Source organism: Curtobacterium sp. MCPF17_021, from assembly GCF_003234605.2.
Lineage (GTDB): Bacteria > Actinomycetota > Actinomycetes > Actinomycetales > Microbacteriaceae > Curtobacterium > Curtobacterium flaccumfaciens.
Genome location: NZ_CP126252.1, coordinates 623145 through 642387, shown reverse-complemented (window position 1 = coordinate 642387; position 19243 = coordinate 623145). Strand labels below are relative to the sequence as shown.

Below are 19243 nucleotides of genomic sequence, written 5' to 3'. Positions count from 1 at the left end.
GATCCTACGGTTCCGTACGTCCCACACCCGTCACTGCCGGACGGAGTCCGCGTGTTCGCGGTACCAGTCGATGGTGCTGCGGAGCCCGTCCTCGAGGCCGATCTGCGCCGTCCATCCAGCGTCCGCCAGCTTCGACACGTCGAGCAGCTTCTGCGGGGTGCCGTCCGGCTTGGTGGTGTCCCAGACCGTCTCGCCCTCGAACCCGACGATCTTGCCGATCGTCTCGGCGATCTCCTTGATCGTGACATCCGACCCGGTACCGACGTTGACCTGGTCAGGACCGTCGTAGTGCTCCATGAGGTGGAACACCGCTGCCGCCATGTCGTCGACGTGCAGGAACTCACGACGGGGCGCCCCGGTCCCCCAGTTCTCAACGGTCCGTGCGCCGCTGCGAGCGGCTTCGTCGTACCGGCGGATGAGCGCCGGCAAGACGTGGGACCCGGTCGGCGAGAAGTTGTCGCCCGGACCGTAGAGGTTGGTCGGCATCGCCGAGATCCACGGACGGCCGAACTGCCGACGGACGGCCTGCACCTGCAGGATCCCGGCGATCTTGGCGATGGCGTAGGCGTCGTTCGTCGGCTCGAGGTGGCCCGTGAGCAGTGCGTCCTCGTGGATCGGCTGCTCGGCCATCTTCGGGTAGATGCAGGACGAACCGAGGAACACGAGCCGTTCGACACCGTGCTCCACCGCGGCGTCCATCACGTTGACCTGGATCTGCAGGTTCTCGCTCAGGAAGTCGTGCGGGTACGTGTTGTTCGCCATGATCCCGCCCACCTTGGCGGCGGCGAGCACGACGTGCTTCGGCTTCTGGTCCGCGAAGAAGGCGAAGACCGCGCCGCGGTCCTTCAGGTCGAGCTGGGACGACGTCCGTCCGACCACGTCGGTGAAGCCCTCCGACTCGAGCTTGCGCCAGACCGCCGAACCCACAAGGCCTCGGTGTCCGGCGACATAGACGCGATCAGCCCGGTCGAGCGGACCGGGGGTGAAGTCGGACGCGGCCATCAGGAACCCCAGCTCTCGAGTTGGACTGTGTCGATCCACGGGCGGCCCTCGTGCTCGAGCGCCGAGATGTCGGCGTCGACCATGATCCTCGCCAGCTCGGCGGTGTCGACGGTCGCCTCCCAACCGAGCTTCTCCTTGGCCTTCGAGGCGTCGCCGACCAGGGCGTCCACCTCGCTCGGTCGCAGGTATCGCTCGTCGAACCGAACGTGGTCTTCCCAGTTCAGCCCGGCGTGCGAGAAGGCGGTGGTGAGGAAGTCCTTGACCGTGAAGTCGCCACCGGTCGCCAGCACGAAGTCGTCCGGCTCGTCGACCTGCAGCATCCGCCACATGCCCTCGACGTACTCGGCGGCGTACCCCCAGTCGCGGACGGAGTCGAGGTTGCCGAGGTACACGTGGTCCTCGAGGCCGGCCTTGATCCGAGCGACCGCGCGGGTGATCTTCCGGGTGACGAACGTCTCACCGCGACGCGGTGACTCGTGGTTGAACAGGATGCCGTTGACCGCGAACATCCCGTAGGCCTCGCGGTAGTTCCGGGTCACCCAGTAGCTGTAGACCTTCGCGGCGCCGTACGGAGAACGCGGCCAGAACGGCGTCTCCTCGTTCTGCGGCGGCGGGGTCGCGCCGAACATCTCGGAGGAGGACGCCTGGTAGAAGCGCGTGTGGATGCCGGACACCCGGACGGCCTCGAGCATGCGCATCGTGCCCACGCCCGTGACGTCACCGGTGTGCTCCGGCTCGTCGAACGACACGCGCACGTGTGACTGCGCCGCGAGGTTGTAGACCTCGTCGGGCTTCAGCTCACTGAGGAGGCTGACGAGCCGCGCACCGTCTCCCAGGTCTCCGTAGTGCAGGAACAGCTTCGCGTCGGGGTTGTGCGGGTCCACGTACAGGTGGTCGATCCGCGAGGTGTTGAACGTGGACGCACGACGAATGAGCCCGTGTACCTCGTACCCCTTCCGGAGCAACAGCTCGGCCAGGTACGAGCCGTCCTGGCCGGTGATGCCGGTGATGAGCGCCCGCTTCGTCAAACGATTCCCCAGTTCTCACTATGGAGCCCGTCGGTCATCCGGCGGCCCCTCCGGCTCCTGAGCATACGGACGTCCTCAAGGTGACACGACATCGGCACGGTGCCGAGCGCGCGACATTTCCCTGTCTCGATGCGCGTACGGGACAGTCCTCCGCAGTCACCCACGCTCGGATACGCGAGCGCTACGATCCCACTCACTCCCCAGACTGTTTCCAGGGGACCGACCGATGAGAAATGTGGCGCCGTGGCCCAGATCGTGATCGTGCAGCCTTACGTTCCGGCTTATCGATCGGCGCTCTTCTCCGAACTCGGACGGCGACTCCGTTCCAACGGCCACGAACTGGTGATCGTGTCGGGAGCGCCGGACTTCGAGCAACGCGAGCGCCAGGACAGCGTCGAGCTCTCCGACGTTCGGCACCACATCTTCAAGACCAAGTCGCTGAAGCTGGGTCCGGCGACGTTACGCACGGCCCCGGCGCCGTCCGCATGGGCCTCAGCGGATGCGGTCGTCGTCGAGCTCGCGGCCGGAGCGATCTATTCCTATCGAGCGCTACTCGGCGCCACTCCGACTGGGGTGTGGGGCCACGTGGGTTCCTATGTCACTCGGGACTCGTTCGTCTCGAGGGCCTTGCGGAGCTGGCAGGTGCGGCGGGCAGATGCGGTCCTCGCGTACACGCCGAGCGGAGGGGACCTCGCAGTCGCGTACGGCGCGGATCCAGCCAAGGTCTCGGTTCTCAGCAACACCTCGGACACAGTCGCGCTTCGTCGGGCAGTTACTGCTGCACGTGAACAGCCCGAGGGGGTTGCTCGTGCAGAGCTCGGTGTCGGTGGCGGGCCTCACTTCGCGGTCATCGGTGGTCTCGACGCGAGCAAACGAGTAGACCTCCTTGCCTCGACCCTCGACGTCTTGTGGGAGAGGAGGTCACCGGCGCGATTCGTGGTTGCCGGGCGAGGTCATCTGGAGCATCTCCTGGATCCAGCGGTCGAACGAGGGCAAGTGCACTCCATCGGCTATGCCGGCGATCGCGAGAAGGCTCTCATGGCCCGAATCTGCGTGGGTGTCTTCAATCCGGGCAGAGTCGGACTGATCGCTCCGGAGAGCTTCGCCCTCGGGCTCCCCATCGTCACGGCGGAATCGGCGTTCCACGCTCCTGAGTTCGAGTACCTCCGACCGGGCATCGATTCGATCGTCACGGACGATTCACCCGAAGCGCTGGCCGTCGCTCTCGACGGGCTGGTGGCCCGCCCAGACGAAGCCGGTCAGCTGGCTCGCGCCGCGGAGTCTCGGTTCGGCGAGTACAAGCTCGAAGACATGGTGGACAGGATGGAACAGTCCATCGAACAACTCCTCCGACGTTCGAGAGCATGATGTCGCTTCTGGACCGCGTGATCAGGGCTCGCCGTGGACCATTCCGGCGCGCGGCGCGGGAACTCCTGTCCCTCTACGGGATCGAGATACCGGCGCACGTCGAGATCGGATCCGGGTTGCGGGTCATGCACCGAGGATTCGGGGTCGTCCTCCATCCGCGCACCGTGATCGGGAACAACGTGACGATCTACCACGGTGTGACCATCGGACGCGGTGACGTCTGGGTACCAGAACCCGAGTCTCCCCTCAAAGGCTTCATCATCGAAGACGACGTCATCATCTGTGCCGGAGCGAAGATCGTCTGTGCCCGTGGTTTCCTGACCGTCGGCAAAGGCGCGGTCATCGGAGCGAACGCCGTCGTCACGAAGAGCGTTCCAGCCGGTGAGGTCTGGGCAGGGTGTCCGGCACGGAAGATCGGCACCCGCTGACGACACCGGCTCCTTGAATCAGGCTTCAGCCTCGATGAGACGCGCGACGCGTCCGCTTCGGCGTGCTGGGTCGGCGCGCGTCCTGGAGCGCCTGCTTGAACGCGTCGATGGCCGAATCAGGAGAAAGGAGCCGTTCGTAGTAACGAACTCCTTCGAGCCCCATCTGCGATGAGCGCTCGGCATCAGCACCGACCTCGATCACCGCATCCAACAGCGCTCGTTGGTCGCCCGCTCGGACACACACCCCGGCCTTCGAAGCCGTGACCTCCTCTTCGGTCACGCCCCCTGCGTCCGTCGCCGCGATCACCGGTCGTCCCGCTGCGAAGTACGAAGTCAGCTTGCTCGGCACCGCCATCCCGGAAACGCCGGGCAGCTCGTTGACCAGCAGAACGTCTGCTGCGACCAGAGCGAGCGCGTACTCGTCATCCGGCAGCGAGCCGATGAAATCGACCTGGGTCAGACCATCGGCCATGGCGACGAGACGATCTCGCTGATTGCCTCCGCCGATGAAGACGAACCGGACCTGGGCACCGCGCTGTTCTGCGAGCGCAGCCGCACGCACCACGTTCTCGAGACCCTGCTTGACGCCCATGTTGCCGGTGTGCAGCGCGATGATCTCGGCATCGCCCCACCCCAGCTTCGACCGCGCTGCGGAACGGCGGCTTCCGTCGACCGGGCTGATGTGAGTCCAGTTCCGGATGACTCGCACGCGGTCGGCTCCGACTCCGAGCAGCGAACTGACCGTGTTCCGGAAACGCTCATGGATCACGATCACGCTGCCGACGCTCCGGAACAGCCACGATTCGACTGCGGTGACCACCTTGGCGACCTCCGCGCGGCCTCCGGTCTCGCGGACTCCGAGGCTGTAGAGGTCTTGCACCCAGGCCAGGACCGGCGTACGCGGGTTCAACAGCTTCAACCGGAGCATCGTCACCGCACTCGCGAACATGCTCGGAGACACGAGGACGACCACGTCGGGCCGCCCCCAAGAGGAAAGAGCTGAACGGACGCCGAAGGAGAGTTCCGACACGAGGCGGCGGAGCGCGGTGGGGTGGCGAGGGACGTAGTGCAACTTCCGGCGGAGGCGGACACCACGGAGCGTCTCGTCACGCTTCCACTGCCCGTACCCCGCTCGTATCTTCCAATCTGGGTAGTACGGATGCGCAGCGACGACCGTCACGTCGAATTCCCCGCTCGCCTGCAGCCCTTCCGCGAGTGAGGTGACGTACGGCGCGTTGCCGCTCGGCTCCGGTGCGTAGTTCTGTGCGAAGATCACGACAGAGACTCGGGAAGACACCCGAGGACAGTAACAGCCGGGGACATCCTCGACCGAGTACGGGACGTTGAACTGTGAACCTCGACAAAGAGCCATCGGGGCGGCCCCGGATCATCAGCTTGCGAGCCGCACCCGGAGAGCGCACGTCCTGGGGACGGCCGGCACCGATCGTGTACCTCTGGGGCATCGCAGAACTGCTCTTCGTCACGAACCCCCTCCAGATCAGCTCGCGGCTCCGCGTCGCCGTGCTACGCCGCTTCGGAGCGGACATCGGCGACGGCGTGATCTTCCGCCCCCGCACTCGGGTGCGCTTTCCCTGGAAGCTCCGCATCGGCAACGACAGCTGGATCGGCGAGGGCGTCTGGATACACAACCAGGACCACGTGACCATCGGCCACGACGCCGTCGTGTCGCAGGACACGTTCGTGACCACCGGGAGTCACGCACACCGGCGGGACATGGGGCTGATCACTCGGCCTGTCGTCATCGAGGACGGGGCCTGGGTCACGGCTCGTTGTGTGGTCCTCGGTGGCGCTCACATCGGTCGGTCAGCACTCGTGCAGCCGCTCTCGGTGGTCCGTGGCACGATCCCCGAGAACTCGATCGCGGTCGGGAACCCGGCAGTCGTGACGGGCACGCGGCATGGATGAGCGCCCCGTTCGACACGTGGTCACACTCGTTTCCCCCGACGGCCGCTTCGGTGGTCCCACGAAGGTCGCGCTCGACATCGCGGCTGAGCAACGCCGTCGTGGCATCGAGTCCTCAGTGTTCGCGGGAGCAGACGGCTTCGAGACACTGCCGACGGAGTGGCACGGCGTGCCACTGCAGCTTGCTCGCTCCCGGAGCCTCGTCCCGGGGATGGGTTTCGCAACCACGGTCGCGCCTGGCCTCCGGCGGAAGGTCCTTCGCGGACTCACCGGCAGGGAGATCTTCCACGTCCACCTCGCGCGCGACCTCGTCACGCTGCCGATCGCCATGGCGCTGCGCAGACGATCGCTCCCCTACGTCATCCACACCCACGGGATGATCGATGCCTCGCCGAGGCGGTCGGCGCATATCGTCGATTCGTTGATGACCGCCCGCGTGGTCTCAGCCGCCCGGGCAGCCTTGGTACTCACCCCCGACGAGCGGCAGGAAGTAGCTCGGCTGTCGGACGGGGCGACGCGTTCGGTGCTGTTCGAGAACGGCATCCCGGTGCACGACGATGCCGAGCCACGACGCCGGCAAGGTGCGCTCTTCCTCGGCCGGCTTCACCCGCGAAAGGGAGCGACCGTGTTCGCTACTGCGGCCGCAGAGCTGGCGAGCCGTTACCCGGACGACACCTTCCGGATCGCTGGGCCCGACGAAGGCGACCTCTCCAACGTCCGCAGCGCACTGACCGGATTCCCTGGGGGCGAGCGGGTCGCGCTCGTCGGACCGGTCGCCCCAGACGAGGTCATCGACCACATGAAGTCGGCTGAGGTGTTCGTTCAGCCGGCCACCGACGAGCCCTTCGGCATGACCATCCTGGAGGCGATGTCCGTCGGGACGCCGCCGATCGTGCACCACACCTCCGCGCTCGCCCCCCTCATCTCGGCGGCGCGGGCGGGATGGACCTTCGGATCCGTCGACGAGTTGCGGGTGCGAATGGAGGAAGCGTTGCACTCACCTCAGACGACAGCCGAGACGGGTGCCCGAGCGAGACAACTTGCGCAGGAGCGGTTCTCGATGTCCCAGGTGGTCGAAGGCCTGCAGGATGTCTACGATGCCGGAGCCTGACGCCGTGGCGCGCAGCCGGGGGCGGTTGCCGGTCCTGCATTGGTTCACGAACATCGCGGCTCCCTACCGGGTCCCGGTCTGGGAACACATCGCGGGCCGGGCTGACCTCACGGTGTTCCTCCTTGAAAGCGACCGGCAGCGTGTCCGCGAAGGGCGTCGCCCCGCCGACTGGTCTGAGCGTGGGCTTCGAGGGCTGCGACACCGGACACTTCGCACGCTCAAGCTGCGCAGGGGTGAAACGAGCCTGTACACGCTCCTCGACCCTCGATTCGCCTTCACGCGAAAGCCGAGCGCAGTCCTGCTCGGAGGGTGGGAGTCCCCCGCGTACTGGCAGCTCCTGCTCGTCGCGAAACTCCGTCGGATCCGTACCGTCGGCTTCTACGAATCCACCCTCAAGACGAACCGTCACCGCTCCGGAGTCATCGCACGCGCACGGAGCCTGTTCATGCGTTCTCTCGACGCGATCGTCGTCCCAGGCGCCGATGCGGAGGCCGCTCTCAAGAGTTTCGGTGTCGCCGCCGAGCGCATCCATCGCGGATTCAACGCCGTCGATGTGCAGCACATCGCAGATCGAGCGCGTTCCGTTCGGGCCAGCGACCAGCAGTCGCGCGGACACCGATTCATCTTCGTCGGACAGTTGATCAGCCGAAAACAACCCGCTCTGCTCTTGGAAGCGTTCGCGAATGTCCGTGGGCCGGACGACGTCCTCGTCTTCGTCGGCGACGGGCCCGAAAGAAGCACGTTGGAAGAGCGTGTTCGGACGCTGGACCTCAATGAGCACGTCACGCTCACGGGAACGATGGAGAACGACGCCGCGATCGACGAAGTGATCGCGAGCGACACCCTGGTCCTCCCATCTTCCGAAGAGGTGTGGGGGCTCGTCGTCAACGAGGGACTGGCAGCCGGTCTCCACGCGGTGGTCACCGAGAGCAGCGGCGTCGCCGCCTCGACGAAGCACATGCGGGGCGTCTATACCTGCGCTCCCGACCTCGGCTCCCTCGCGGAGGCGCTCGTCGCATCGAAGTCGAACTGGTGCGGCCACATCAGCGCCCCGGAGATCCTCGAGCACACGCCGGCCGCGTTTGCCTCGGTCTTCCTCGGCGCACTCGACCAGCGCTGAAGCCAGCCCCGGTCAGTCCCAGTCGATCCCTCGGCGGACGACGGAAGCCGGGTTTCCCGCGATGAGGCTGTTCGGTTCGTCGACGCTCCTCGTCACGACGGCGCCGCTCGCGATGACGCACCCGTCGGCGATCTCGACACCCTTGAAGATCATCGCCTTGCTCCCGACCCACACGTGATCCCCGAGGGAGATCGGAGCAGACCGGGGTCGTTGCCGATCTCCACTCCGGAAGACGTGCTGGTCGTCGTCCAGAATCTGGACGTCCCACCCGATCGCGCATCCACGCCCGACGGTGAGTCCGGAGCTCACGATGATGCGCACGTTCGGGGAGAAGTAACTGTCTTCTCCGACGTCCATGAGTGCTCCCGGCGCCACTTCGATCCTCGATCCGACTCCGATCGCGACCCTGCCACGGATCAGCAGCCTGCCGCGCACACGGAGGATGCCGTCGTCTCGACCGGTCGCGAAACCGTACGGGCGCGTCCCGAGCGTCAAACGAGATTGATCATCGGCGAGCTCCGGCCTCCCCTTCAGACGAAAGCGCCGCCCGACGAGGATCCGATGCCCGCGGACCAGCTGGAGGAGCGTGCGGATCCACGAGATTCGGAAATCCCCGAAGAGCAGAAGAACGAGTCGCTTCATGGCCTCAAGATTAGGTCGTCGAGGTCGCCGAACCGGCTAGAGTTCGGACATGCGATCGGGGACACGCACAGGCGCGCTGGTCGTCCTCGCAGTGGTCGTCACGTGCGTGCTCGCGATCGGAGCGTCCGCCGACCCACGCGCGGCGTTGGTCATCCCCGCTGCGCTCGCACTCGTCCTGGTCATCCGCTACTCCTGGGCACGCGCCGCGTTCTTCGTGTTCGGCGCATTCCTGGTCTTCCAGACCTCGAGCGGTCTCAGCGCACCGAAGTTGTTCTACTTCGCGGTGGTCGGCGTATCGGTGTTGGTCAGTTTGACGAAGTTGAGGAGGCTCTCGGAGTCCCCCGCGTTGCGGTCGCTGTTCCCCGCGTACGTGGGCGGGATCGGGATCATCCTGTGGCAGGTCCTGATCGTCCTTCCGTACTCCGTCGCGGTTCAAGGGGCCTCCTTGTCGAACTGGCTCCGAGACGGGGCGACGTACATCCTGATCGGCTGCGCGGTGATCATCGCCCTCGACGCGATCGGCACAACGAGCGTTCGCTCTTCCCGCATCCTGGTGGTCCTGGTGGGTGCACTCGCGGCGTACAGTTTCGCCGCACGCTGGATCGCCGCCCGTGGTCTGGTGTCAGCGCAGCCCGTGGACGGCGACGCCGCGCTCCTGTCCTCGCTGACCGCGCTGACGTTGGCCGTGTCACTCAGCTTCGCGATGGCGCTCGCAGGTTCGCGGATCAACTGGGCGTGGTTCGCAGCAGGCGTCGCCTTCGTGTTCGCGGTCCTGGTGACCGGTACTCGAACCGGCGTGGTCTTCGCAGCAGTCCTGATCGGCATCGTGGGTGCGCGGAGCAAGCGACGCGCACCTGTCCGGCGAATCGTGACGGCCGCCGTGGTCGGCCTCGCGGCGATCGCGGCGGCTGTGCCCCTGACTGCCCAGTTCTTCCAGAACGAGGACTTCTTGGCCCAGCGCTTCGCGAGCATCTGGCAGACGATCCAGAACGGCGTCGGTTCTGACCAGTCGGGAGCGATTCGTTCTCGTGCCTACGAGTACTGCCTCTCGCTCTGGCAGCAGAACCCCCTGATGGGCAGAGGTGAAGGCCAGACCTTCGTCAATCCGACCACGGGTGTCGCCGGTACTGACTTCTCGGTCGACAGCCCACTCGTCTACCTGGCGAAGTTCGGGATCATCGGCTGCATCATCCTGCTCACGTGCCTCGTGCTGATCTTCGTACCGCTTTTGCGGCGTGCGCCCATGTTCGACTGGACGCTGGCGAACACCGCCGTCCGAGGCTGCGTCGCGATCCTCGTGGCGCTCTTGCCCTTCGGCGCGTCCCTGGAGGACAAGGGCTTCGCGATCACGGTCGGCCTCGCCGTGCTGCTCGTCGGTGCGGCGCTCGCCGAGCAGACGCCGGAGGTCTCAGGTCTGCTTCCTCGAAGCAAGACGAGCAAGTCCTCGCTCCGCGAGAAGCGGAAGAGCGGGCACGGCGGACGTGAGGCCACCACGGTAGCGGCGGCCCGTCGAGCCTGATTGCCCGGCGAAGTGCGGCCGTTCTGGGAAGCGCTCGATCCGAATCTGTTGCAACGCTGCTGAACGCGCCACCGACCCGGCGACGACGTGCTCGAAGTAGATCCCGGCCTCTTCGTCGATGGCTGCGGTGTCGGCAAGGAGTACCGTCCGCCAAGCCTGCGCGTGGGCACCGACGAACCGCGTGTCCGCGAACGAGCGGTCGAGGGTCATCCGGACCCGTACGGCGTCGAGCGGGATCGGGCGCACGAGCCGTCGGGCGTTCCGGAGAACGAGTCGACCCGTGGACTTGTAGATGCTCTGGTCCGGGCCTGAATCCTGCTCGACGGCGGCGACCCCGCGCGCGATCGCATCAGCCTCGAGACGGCCCTTGCCACGGCTCGCATCCGATTCAGAAGGGTCGTACTGGATCGTCCGGATGCGATGGCGGAGACCGGAATCGACTGCTGACAACAGCTCCGTTGCGGTCGCACCGCTCGTCTCCACCACGGTGAGGTCGAACGTGGTGCCTTCGAGCTGCGTGGCCCAGGTCGAGATCGCGTGCCGGTACTGTTCCAGCCTTGCGACGGGATCGTGTTGCACCAGGTACATGGTCGTGTTCGGGCGCACCGTGGCGGTGAGCAGCACCGTCCCCGTCATGGTCGTCGTCCCTCCTTCGAGGCAGTGCTCCTGAAGTGCAGGACTCCCGCGATCAGGGCGATGAGGATGAGCAGCTGGGAAACCAACGCGGCCTGACCCGCGCCGAGAGCACCACTCGCATGCCCGAGAACGAGAACGAGGACGAGTTGCGCGATCGCTGCGATCACCATGATGAGCGCAACGTACCGGTCGCGCCCGAAGGCTTGCAGGATCACGACGAGCGGCTGGCAGATGATGGACGGGATCACGACCAGCGCGAGCAGCCGGAGCACCCCCGCTGACCCTGCGTAGTCGTCGCCGAGAAGCACGTCGACGACGAGCGGCGCTGCGAAGAAGACCGCGACGGCGAGTCCGATCGCGGCGATCGGCATCCAGAGGGCCCGTCGGAGCTCGCTCCAGGCGGTTCTGAGATCGGGGCTCCTCGCCGCGTAGGGTGCGAGCGCTGACGAGAAGGCCGCAGCCAGCAAGCTCATGGGCTGGGTCCATCGGCTGACCGCTCCGTAGACACCCGACGCCGCGCTGCCGCTGACGGCCGACAGCAGCGTCAGGTCGAGGGACTGCGCACTCGTCGCCACCACGGTGATGCCGAAGTACCGAGCCCCGACCCAGGGGTTCACCAGTCGCAGGCGGACACCAGCGACACGATCTGGTGCGAGCACCCTTGCGATGAGGGAAGCGAGTACCGAACCCGAGGCGAGCGCGATCCAGAGTGCCACGGTCGACGGCACTTGGACAGCCAGCAGCCCGAAGAAGAACACCGTGGCGGAGGCCCGATCGGAAAGGATGACGAGCGCGACCAGATCGCCGCGTGCTGCGCTCCGGAGCGGCACCTGGTAGGCCTGGTTGGCCACGAGCGCGGCGGCGATGGGTCCAGCGAGCCAGAGATGGGAATCCGGCGCTGCAATCCCCAGCACGACCGTCCAGATCACCGCCAGCGCGATGGTGATGACGATCTTCGAGAACAGGCGAGTGGCGAAGACATCGCGTCCGATGGCCTGCCGTGCCAGTTCGCGGGTCCAGTGGTTGTTCGTGCCGAAGTCGATGAACCCGGCTGCTGCAGTGCCCAGCGCGATCGCCGAGACAACAGATCCGAAGGCCCCGGGGCCGACACCCCGGGCGGCGAAGAGGTAGAGCACCGCGACGAGCACTTGGGACAGCCCGGTCGCTCCGGCGAGCAGTACCGCCTGGTGTGCCATCGGCCGCTCGCCTCTGGTCGGACCGCCGATCACAGGAGCGCGTCGGTGAATGCCGACGTCGTTGCTGGCAGCACCGCCCGGGGTCGTGGCTGACGAGTCGCGCGGTGGAGCAGCGCGGCCAGAGCACCTTCGTCGAGTGGTGCCCAGTCGCCGAGCCCACCCAGCGCCGACACGTCGTGTCTGAGGCTCTCCGCTCCTGCTGCCACCACCCGTGTGCCGGATGCCGCGGCCTTTCCCAGGAGTCCGCTCGGCCCTTCGTTCGAATGGGCGAGGACCAGGCAGTCGGCAGCCCGTACGGCGGTGTCCAGTTCGTCGTCCGTCAGAAGTCGGTCCACGACGACCGCAGAGCCCGCGGAGGCCATCGAACGCAGCCTGACTCGGAGCTCCTCGCTGATGTCCTCGTCGAGCTGGCCGGCGACGAGGAGCCCCCAGGGCGATCGCACGTCCTGGAGCGCATCGACGATGAGTCCCAGGTTCTTCCGTGCAGAGATCGCGCCGAGGACCGCGAACCAGTACCGCTCGCCGTCCATCTGGTGCTCCGCTCGGAACTGTTCGACCGACCGATCTGACGATGTGATGACCACGGGATCGACCGCGACGGGGAACCGCGCAGTGCCGACCCAACCAGCAGACTTCAGAACACGAAGATCGACGTTCCGCAGACGAGCGACCCGGCGGAATGCGATGGTCCTCAACCGTGTCTTCAGACCGTCCGCGACTGGGGACCCCGTGGGCTGCGCCGACTCGCGCATGATGAGCAGGCTCAGCCGCCCGGAGCCCGCCCACCCACGTCGAACTGCCAGGCGCAGGGCGAAGCGATCCGCATCCGGGATGACAACGCGATGCGCTTCGACCTGATGCGAGAGTCGCGCGACGTCGTCGTGGCTCATCAGCGGCCGCCGAAGCAACTCGACCTGGTCGATGACGGAGGCCAAGTGCACCTGTTCTGCTGCAGGAGCCGGGTCCGGCCCAAGGAGGACAACGACACGAGCCCCTGCAGCGAGAGCCGCCTCTGCAAGCACGCGGACGTAGAACAGACGATGCCCCGTGGGGTTCTGCTCGACGATCAGCACGGTGTCCGGGCTCCCCCGCCGCACCGAGGTCATGACGCTTCCTTACCCGGCGCGAGCACAGCTCGGACGGTCTTCCAGAGGATCACGACGTCGCCGGTCACCGACCAGTTCTCCACGTAGAACAGATCGAGGCGGATGGCGTCCTCCCACGACAGGCTCGAACGTCCGCTGACCTGCCAGAGCCCGCTCATACCCGGTTTGAGGAGCAGGCGCCGCCGTGCAGCGTTGTCGTAGAGCGCCACTTCGCCTTCTCGCTGAGGGCGCGGCCCCACCAGGCTCATACTGCCGGTCAGCACGTTGAACAGCTGCGGGAACTCGTCGAGCGAGTGCTTCCTGAGGAATCGGCCCACGGGAGTGACGCGTGGGTCGTTCTCGACCTTGAACAGGGGCTCCCCGCCTCGGCCCTGCTCCGAGAGCAAGGCGGCGAGCTCTGCGTCCGCTCCGACCCGCATCGAACGGAACTTGAGCATGTGGAAGGGCTTCCCGTTGAGTCCGATCCGCTGCTGACGGTAGAGGACGGGACCGGCGCTGCTGATCCGGACGGCGACGGCGATCGCGACGAGCAGCGGGGACAGCACCAAGATCATCAAGCTCGAACCCACGACGTCGAACGCTCGTTTCGCGAAGTGGGTGGCCCCTTCGTACCGCGGCATCTCGACATGCATGAGCGGCAGACCGGCGACAGGACGCATGTGGATGCGTGGACCGTTGATGTCGGTCAGACTCGGAGCGACGACGAGGTGCTGACGGCCACTCTCGAGTCCCCAGCTCAGTTCCCGCACAGCGCGGGCACCGAGCTCGTCGGAGCTCGTCACCGCGACCGTGTCCGCTCCCGTCGTGGCAAGGGCGGAAAGGGCGTCAGGAATGCGTCCCACCACGGGGATGTCACCGCCGCGAAGAGTCGATCCGATGGGGGCGTTGGGTACGCAGGCACCGATCACCTGGTACCCCTCCTCCGGATGCTTTCCGAGCTCACGGCTGATGTACTCGACACTCTCATCCGAACCGACGAGCAGCACGAGCGCGGAGAACCGTCCGTTCCTTCGTTGTGCGCCGAGCCACTGCCGCCACATCCAGCGCGTCAGCAAGAGCAGGAGCACGCCGAGCGGGAACGCGATGAAGATGTAGCCGCGAGCGAGATCGACCTTGAAGCCGTACGCGAGGATGGCGATGAACGCGAAGAGACGGATCGCGGAGTCCACGATTCGCCGGTACTCCCCCGACCCGGCACCGATGTAACGAGGATCCCGAGTGTCGTAGAGCGCGAGCACGACGAGCCACGCAGCGATGATGAAGATCGACACGGCGGTGTAGCCGATCGCGAGGTCCGGGATGCTCCCGTCGACCCGGTGGCTGTCGAGGCCGAACCAGGCGATCTGGACGCCGAACGTCACCCAGATGAGAGCGAGTGTGTCGGTCACGACCAGACGGCGAGCGTACGAGCTCTCCCAACTGTCGCCGGCTTGGGTCATCCGCCCTGTGACGGTCACCACGTCGCGCCACCGTCCGACGACACCCGGACGGTCGTGCCGTCCCAGAGCCACACGTCCTGGCCGGCACGGTCGATGGTGACCGTGTTGTCGGTGTCGGCCCCGTCGGCACAGCCGATCGGCGTGGTCGACGACGAGGGCGTCACGTCCGACGCGGACATGGTCTCGATCTGCACGCCGTCGCACGCTGCTGCACCGACGCGGGCGAGCGTGTAGTTGCCACCGTCGACGCCGATCGAACGGACGCCGCCCATCGGCACGTCGACCCAGGCGGCATCGCCGGTGCGCCACTCGAGCTGGCCGTCGCAGATGACGACGGCGGTCTTCTCACCCTGGAACGCGTCGATCGGGTCGCCGCACGGCGCCTGCTCCGTCCCGCTCGCGAGCACGACACCGTCGGTGCTGATGCCGGCGCCGGCCGCGCCGGGCGCCCCGGCTTCCCACGTCACGCCGGCGTCGGTGCTGGTCCGCGCCGTCGTGGTGCAGTCGTCGCCGACGCCCACCAGGACCGAGAGCTCCGCACTGGAGGCCCGGATCGCCATGAGCGATCCGACATCCGTCCCGAGTCCCACCGGGACCCACGTCGCCCCACCGTCCACGGAGTGTTCCAGCACCGGCCGCGGGCCGCCGCACGACCCACCGGACGCGCGCCACGCCTCCTGGCCGTCGACCGCTGCCAGCAGGCGGCGACCCTGCTGCTTGGTGGAGGCGGCGTCTGCGTCGGCAGACGCACTCGGTCGCGGTGTCTCGCGCCGGTCGGGCGTTCCCGAGAAGGTGGGGATGGGGCCGGCGGGTCCGTTCTCCTCGGGTGCCGTCCGGCCCAGGGCGAGCGCGACGAGCACGACGTCGACGACGATCAGCGCCACCACCACGACGGCCACCAGGATGAACGTGGTCCGGGGCAGTGCGCGGCCGAGGCTTCGGGTCCCCCGGCGAGTCTTCATCTGATCGGCCCCGTTCAGCGCCCGGCGCGGCGGAGCACGCCCAGCTTCTTGCCGGAACGCTTCGGCGGGTGCGTCGACGTGGTCACGGTGTTGTCGTCCTCGTCGTGGCCGTAGCTGTAGCCGTAGCCGTAGCGGCCGTGACCGTAGGCTCCCGGGCCCTTCAGCGGCATCTTCGTCAGGACGAAGCCGGAGACCGGGGCCCCGACGTTCTCGAGGGTGGCGACGGCCGCGGCGAGCTGACCCTTCAGCGTCTGTCCCGAGGCGACCGCGACGATCGCGCCGGAGGCCTTCTTGGCCAGGATCGCCGCGTCGGTGACGGGCAGCAGCGGCGGTGCGTCGAACAGGACGTAGTCGAACTGCTGCTCGAGCAGGTCGATCAGGTCCTGCATCGCGCGCGAGCCGAGCAGCTCGGACGGGTTCGGCGGGATCTGACCGGCGGGCAGGACGACGAGCTTGCCGCGTCCCCACGGGTGGGCGACGTCCTCCAGGTCGGCGCGGCCGATGAGCACGTCGGTCAGACCGGCGTTGCTCTCGACGTCCATGTACTCGGCGACACGGGGGCGGCGCAGGTCGGCGTCGATCAGGATGACGCGGAACCCGGCGCTGTCCAGGGCGATCGCCAGGTTCGCGACGGTGGTGCTCTTTCCCTCGGACTGCATCGACGACGTCATGACGAAGGTGCGGGCACCGGTTCCGATGTCGAGGAACTGCAGGTTGGTGCGGAGCGTGCGGAAGGACTCGGCACGGGGGCTGCGCGGGTCGACCTGCACGATGAGCGGGCGTTCGGCGGCCTTCGCGTCGAAGGCGATGCCACCGACGACCGGCTTGTCACTGATCTTCTCGACGTCGAGTTCGGTGCGGATGCGGTTGTCCAGGGTCTGGCGCAGCACGGCGATGCCGATGCCCAGGGCGAGCCCGACGAGCAGACCGAGCGCCACGTTGACGGGCACGTTCGGGCTGACCGGGACGCTCGGCACGTCGGCCTGCTTCACGCGGGTGAGCTTGACCGTGCTCTTGCCGCTCGCGTCGGTGGCCTCGATGTCCTGCACGACGTTGGTCAGGCTCTGCGAGGTCGCGTTCGCGATGTCGGCGGCCTGCACCGGGTCGGTGCCCTCCACCGAGATGGAGATGAGGGTCGTGCTCGTCGGCGCCGTCGCCGACACCATCGTCGCGAGCTGGTCCGCGTTCATGTCGAGCTTGAGCGACGAGATGACCGGCAGCAGCACGATCGGCGTCGACACCAGGTTCGAGTACGTCAGCACCCGCTGCTGGGTGAACGTGTTGCCCTGCGCCAGGTCACTGGCGCTGCCGGACGTCTCCGTGGAGACGAAGACCTGCGCCGATGCCGAGTAGACCGGCTTCTTCAGCAGGGAGAACCCTGCGGCTGCGGCCACTCCCACCAGGGCGAGTACGACGATCAGCACCCATCCCTTGCGGAGCACCGTGATGTAGTCGCGGAGTTCCACGCCTTTGCCTTCCCCGATCATGGCCGTCCCCGTGGTCCCGACACAGGCACGCCGGGGTACTCCCAGCGCACGGCATACAAATAGTGCCACAGGAACGAGTACTGCTCGGGGGAAGTCGCCATCCGCCGCGCGGTGTCCTCTACGGTGGCCCCATGCGCTCCGAGCCGGCCCAGACCACCACCGAGCCCAGCGTTCGGCGACAGCGGGACCTCATCGTCATCCTCGTCGCACTCGGCGTCGCCGTGATCCTGACCCGGATCGTCGGACAGGTCACCCGGACTGGGGGCATCCCCTCGCCGGTCCTGCAGGTGCTCGCCGCGGACGCCGCCGTCTGGGTGCCGCTCGTCGTCGCGGCCGCCGTGGTGCTCCGTCGGACCCCGCCTGCCGCGATGCTGTCGCGGCTGCGGCTCGACCTGGGGATCGTGGTCTTCGCGATCGGCATCGTGATCGTGTGCCGCGCGGTGGACGTCGTCATGTCGCTCGCGTTCACGGGGACGACCGGGCTGGTCCCCGCACCGTCCCTCGGCACGCCCGACGTCGGGCTGCTGCTCGTGTCGGCGATCGGCATCGTCGTCGTGAGCCCGGTGCTCGAGGAAGTGGTGTTCCGCGGGCTGTTCCAGCGCCGGCTCGCCGCCGAGCTCACACCCCGCACCCGGTTCCTCGCGGTGCTGGTCACGGCGTTCCTGTTCGCGCTGCTCCACCTGCTGCTCGGTGCGGGTGGCACGTCGCTCGGCGGGTTCCAGGTGTTCGTCACGACGTTCCTGCTCGGCCTGCTCACCGGCACGCTCGTCGCGATGACCGACCGCATCGGCGGCGCGATCCTGGCGCACGTGCTGTTCAACGCGGTCGCGGTCGTCGCCACCTGGCCGCGCTGAGCGGCCAGAGCCGCGTCCCCAGATCGGGTCAGGGGCGGTCGCTCGGCCGCGCGGACCACTAGCCTGCACTGAGCATGACTCGCCCAACCAGCATCGTCGACAACCCTCTCGTCCGTCAGGCTCCGATCAGCGGCCTGTTGGCGCTGTCGGCGTTCCTGAGCGTCGTGATGCCGACGCTGGCGATCACCCAGCACCACCTGTTCGTCGCGAGCGTGGTGGGCGTGGTGGTCGCGACGCTGATGAGCGCGATCCCCACGCTGGTGCGCCGCGCGGCCTGGGTGGTGCCGGTCCTGCTCACCGTCGACTTCCTGACGATCGCACTGCTGCGCACCGGGACGGGCTCCGGCTCATCACTGTTCACGGCGATCGTCGTGCTCCCGGTGGTCTGGTGGGCGTCGCTCGAGGGCCGTCGCACCGTGCTCTTCGCGATCGCGGGCATCGTGGTCGTGATCCTCGCCCCGTACGTCCTGACCCCGTCCGACGCGCCCGGCGCGAGTGAACTCGTCCGTCTGGGCATCCTCGTCATCGTGTTCGGCACCGTCGCCGTCGTCGTGCACGAGCTCTCCCGCCGGGCCCGACGGAGCCTGCGGTCCGCCGAGGCGCGCGAGGGCAAGGTCCGCGCCGAGATCGACCGGGCGGCCGCCGTGCAGCGGTCCCTGCTCCCGACGACGACCGGCCGGATCACCGAGGACGTCGTCGTCGCGGGTGCCTGCCTGCCGGCCCGGAGCGTCGGTGGGGATTTCTTCGACTGGTACCCGACACCGACCGGCGTGGCGGTGAGCCTCGGTGACGTCATGGGCAAGGGCGTCGGCGCGGGGCTGATCGCGGCCGCGGTGCGCGCGACCCTGCGCAGCGCCCGGACCGTCGAGGACCCCGGCGAGGCGCTGAAGCGGGCATCCGACGGGCTGACCGCCGAGGGCGTCGGACCCGATCTCGCCTTCACCACGCTGTTCCACGCTCGGATCTCCGACGACGGCACACTCCAGTGGGCCGATGCCGGGCACGGGCTGAGCTTCGTCCTGCGGGCCGACGGACACGTCGACCGGCTGCGCTCCGGCGACATGCCGCTCGGCCTCGGCATCCGCGAGGAGTGGGCGACGACCGACGGCACCCTCGAACCGGGAGACCTGCTCGTCTCGTTCAGCGACGGCGTTCTCGACCTGTACGACGACCTGGACGACACGATCGACTCCGTCGCCGCGATCGCCCGCGCCGGCCGCGACCCCCACGCGGTCGTCCTCGCGCTGTCGGCCCGCGCCGACGAGGTGCCGCACGACGACGACGTCACGGTGATCGCGATCCGCCGGCAGCCGGTCGAGGTGGACACCGAGCGACCGCTCGCGATGCACGCGGACTGACGGCGCGGAACAAGCGCACGGCGGCCGGTGCGGAACGCACGGACGCCGTCCAGAGATTGGTACG

At 67.6% G+C, this 19243-nt stretch carries 18 protein-coding genes; 8 read left to right on the top strand and 10 right to left on the bottom strand.

What is annotated here, in order from left to right; all coding sequences use genetic code 11:
* Window positions 1-30 precede the first annotated feature (30 nt).
* Window positions 31-1002 carry a GDP-L-fucose synthase family protein gene (locus DEJ29_RS03135; RefSeq protein ID WP_111094981.1) on the bottom strand — a complete coding sequence of 324 codons (972 nt, stop codon included), beginning with the start codon at window positions 1000-1002 and terminating at the stop codon, window positions 31-33.
* Window positions 1002-2030, bottom strand: a complete 1029-nt coding sequence (gene gmd / locus DEJ29_RS03130) for a GDP-mannose 4,6-dehydratase (RefSeq protein ID WP_111094982.1) — start codon at window positions 2028-2030, stop codon at window positions 1002-1004. The genes DEJ29_RS03135 and gmd overlap by 1 nt, the downstream gene beginning before the upstream one ends.
* Window positions 2031-2273: 243 nt before the next feature.
* Here gmd and DEJ29_RS03125 point away from each other — a divergent pair, with 243 nt between their 5' ends.
* Together DEJ29_RS03125 and DEJ29_RS03120 are read left to right on the top strand one after the other, a co-directional pair.
* Entirely contained in the window at window positions 2274-3398 is a 1125-nt protein-coding gene (locus DEJ29_RS03125) for a glycosyltransferase family 4 protein (protein WP_181438186.1), read from the top strand.
* On the top strand, window positions 3395-3826 hold the full coding sequence (locus tag DEJ29_RS03120; RefSeq protein ID WP_111094984.1) for a serine O-acetyltransferase: 432 nt from the start codon (window positions 3395-3397) through the stop codon (window positions 3824-3826). Before DEJ29_RS03125 ends, DEJ29_RS03120 begins: the two co-directional genes overlap by 4 nt.
* A 25-nt stretch (window positions 3827-3851) precedes the next feature.
* Here DEJ29_RS03120 and DEJ29_RS03115 read toward each other — a convergent pair whose 3' ends face one another.
* The gene (locus tag DEJ29_RS03115; RefSeq protein WP_258375941.1) at window positions 3852-5102 is read right to left on the bottom strand and encodes a glycosyltransferase family 4 protein; all 1251 of its coding nucleotides are present in this window, start codon (window positions 5100-5102) and stop codon (window positions 3852-3854) included.
* A 119-nt stretch (window positions 5103-5221) separates the two neighbouring features.
* Here DEJ29_RS03115 and DEJ29_RS03110 point away from each other — a divergent pair, with 119 nt between their 5' ends.
* The 3 genes from DEJ29_RS03110 to DEJ29_RS03100 are packed head-to-tail and all read left to right on the top strand — an operon-like array spanning window position 5222 to window position 7980.
* Window positions 5222-5752 carry an LbetaH domain-containing protein gene (locus DEJ29_RS03110; RefSeq protein WP_239001400.1) on the top strand — a complete coding sequence of 177 codons (531 nt, stop codon included), beginning with the start codon at window positions 5222-5224 and terminating at the stop codon, window positions 5750-5752.
* The gene (locus tag DEJ29_RS03105; RefSeq protein WP_111094987.1) at window positions 5745-6860 is read left to right on the top strand and encodes a glycosyltransferase; all 1116 of its coding nucleotides are present in this window, start codon (window positions 5745-5747) and stop codon (window positions 6858-6860) included. The genes DEJ29_RS03110 and DEJ29_RS03105 overlap by 8 nt, the downstream gene beginning before the upstream one ends.
* A complete protein-coding gene (locus DEJ29_RS03100; RefSeq protein ID WP_181438187.1) occupies window positions 6847-7980 on the top strand; it encodes a glycosyltransferase family 4 protein in 1134 nt (377 codons plus the stop codon). The genes DEJ29_RS03105 and DEJ29_RS03100 overlap by 14 nt, the downstream gene beginning before the upstream one ends.
* A 12-nt stretch (window positions 7981-7992) precedes the next feature.
* Here the strand turns inward: DEJ29_RS03100 and DEJ29_RS03095 are convergent, their stop codons facing one another.
* The gene (locus DEJ29_RS03095) at window positions 7993-8622 is read right to left on the bottom strand and encodes an acyltransferase (protein ID WP_111094989.1); all 630 of its coding nucleotides are present in this window, start codon (window positions 8620-8622) and stop codon (window positions 7993-7995) included.
* 49 nt (window positions 8623-8671) lie between these two features.
* Between DEJ29_RS03095 and DEJ29_RS03090 the strand changes: the two genes are divergently transcribed.
* Complete coding sequence (locus DEJ29_RS03090) at window positions 8672-10141, top strand: O-antigen ligase family protein (protein WP_111094990.1); 1470 nt, start codon at window positions 8672-8674, stop codon at window positions 10139-10141.
* Here the strand turns inward: DEJ29_RS03090 and DEJ29_RS03085 are convergent.
* The 6 genes from DEJ29_RS03085 to DEJ29_RS03060 are packed head-to-tail and all read right to left on the bottom strand — an operon-like array spanning window position 10031 to window position 16946.
* Entirely contained in the window at window positions 10031-10777 is a 747-nt protein-coding gene (locus tag DEJ29_RS03085) for a hypothetical protein (RefSeq protein ID WP_146248333.1), read from the bottom strand. The two genes, DEJ29_RS03090 and DEJ29_RS03085, sit on opposite strands and share 111 nt — an antisense overlap.
* Window positions 10774-11973, bottom strand: coding sequence for a lipopolysaccharide biosynthesis protein (locus DEJ29_RS03080; protein ID WP_146248334.1), 1200 nt, complete (start codon window positions 11971-11973; stop codon window positions 10774-10776). Before DEJ29_RS03080 ends, DEJ29_RS03085 begins: the two co-directional genes overlap by 4 nt.
* Window positions 11974-12002: 29 nt before the next feature.
* Window positions 12003-13079: a glycosyltransferase gene (locus DEJ29_RS03075; protein ID WP_111094992.1), complete on the bottom strand. Its 1077-nt coding sequence runs from the start codon at window positions 13077-13079 to the stop codon at window positions 12003-12005.
* Window positions 13076-14518 (bottom strand): sugar transferase, encoded by a 1443-nt coding sequence (locus DEJ29_RS03070; RefSeq protein WP_111095031.1) that lies wholly within the window; start codon window positions 14516-14518, stop codon window positions 13076-13078. The genes DEJ29_RS03075 and DEJ29_RS03070 overlap by 4 nt, the downstream gene beginning before the upstream one ends.
* A 14-nt stretch (window positions 14519-14532) precedes the next feature.
* A complete protein-coding gene (locus DEJ29_RS03065; protein ID WP_111094993.1) occupies window positions 14533-15480 on the bottom strand; it encodes a beta propeller repeat protein in 948 nt (315 codons plus the stop codon).
* A gap of 14 nt (window positions 15481-15494) precedes the next feature.
* Window positions 15495-16946 carry a tyrosine-protein kinase domain-containing protein gene (locus DEJ29_RS03060; protein WP_110864273.1) on the bottom strand — a complete coding sequence of 484 codons (1452 nt, stop codon included), beginning with the start codon at window positions 16944-16946 and terminating at the stop codon, window positions 15495-15497.
* Between the two features lie 152 nt (window positions 16947-17098).
* On the opposite strand from DEJ29_RS03060, the gene DEJ29_RS03055 reads away from it, so the two are divergent.
* Together DEJ29_RS03055 and DEJ29_RS03050 are read left to right on the top strand one after the other, a co-directional pair.
* A complete protein-coding gene (locus DEJ29_RS03055; RefSeq protein WP_110864272.1) occupies window positions 17099-17821 on the top strand; it encodes a CPBP family glutamic-type intramembrane protease in 723 nt (240 codons plus the stop codon).
* 74 nt (window positions 17822-17895) lie between these two features.
* Window positions 17896-19179, top strand: coding sequence for a PP2C family protein-serine/threonine phosphatase (locus tag DEJ29_RS03050; RefSeq protein WP_111094994.1), 1284 nt, complete (start codon window positions 17896-17898; stop codon window positions 19177-19179).
* The last annotated feature ends 64 nt before the right edge of the window (window positions 19180-19243 follow it).

Coding starts and splice junctions, on each gene's coding strand:
- DEJ29_RS03135 (WP_111094981.1), bottom strand. CDS start 1,002: ATGGCCGCGTCCGACTTCACCCCCGGTCCGCTCGACCGGGCTGATCGC.
- DEJ29_RS03120 (WP_111094984.1), top strand. CDS start 3,395: ATGATGTCGCTTCTGGACCGCGTGATCAGGGCTCGCCGTGGACCATTC.
- DEJ29_RS03105 (WP_111094987.1), top strand. CDS start 5,745: ATGGATGAGCGCCCCGTTCGACACGTGGTCACACTCGTTTCCCCCGAC.
- DEJ29_RS03100 (WP_181438187.1), top strand. CDS start 6,847: ATGCCGGAGCCTGACGCCGTGGCGCGCAGCCGGGGGCGGTTGCCGGTC.
- DEJ29_RS03095 (WP_111094989.1), bottom strand. CDS start 8,622: ATGAAGCGACTCGTTCTTCTGCTCTTCGGGGATTTCCGAATCTCGTGG.
- DEJ29_RS03090 (WP_111094990.1), top strand. CDS start 8,672: ATGCGATCGGGGACACGCACAGGCGCGCTGGTCGTCCTCGCAGTGGTC.
- DEJ29_RS03085 (WP_146248333.1), bottom strand. CDS start 10,777: ATGACGGGGACGGTGCTGCTCACCGCCACGGTGCGCCCGAACACGACC.
- DEJ29_RS03080 (WP_146248334.1), bottom strand. CDS start 11,973: ATGGCACACCAGGCGGTACTGCTCGCCGGAGCGACCGGGCTGTCCCAA.
- DEJ29_RS03075 (WP_111094992.1), bottom strand. CDS start 13,079: ATGACCTCGGTGCGGCGGGGGAGCCCGGACACCGTGCTGATCGTCGAG.
- DEJ29_RS03070 (WP_111095031.1), bottom strand. CDS start 14,518: ATGACCCAAGCCGGCGACAGTTGGGAGAGCTCGTACGCTCGCCGTCTG.
- DEJ29_RS03065 (WP_111094993.1), bottom strand. CDS start 15,480: ATGAAGACTCGCCGGGGGACCCGAAGCCTCGGCCGCGCACTGCCCCGG.
- DEJ29_RS03055 (WP_110864272.1), top strand. CDS start 17,099: ATGCGCTCCGAGCCGGCCCAGACCACCACCGAGCCCAGCGTTCGGCGA.
- DEJ29_RS03050 (WP_111094994.1), top strand. CDS start 17,896: ATGACTCGCCCAACCAGCATCGTCGACAACCCTCTCGTCCGTCAGGCT.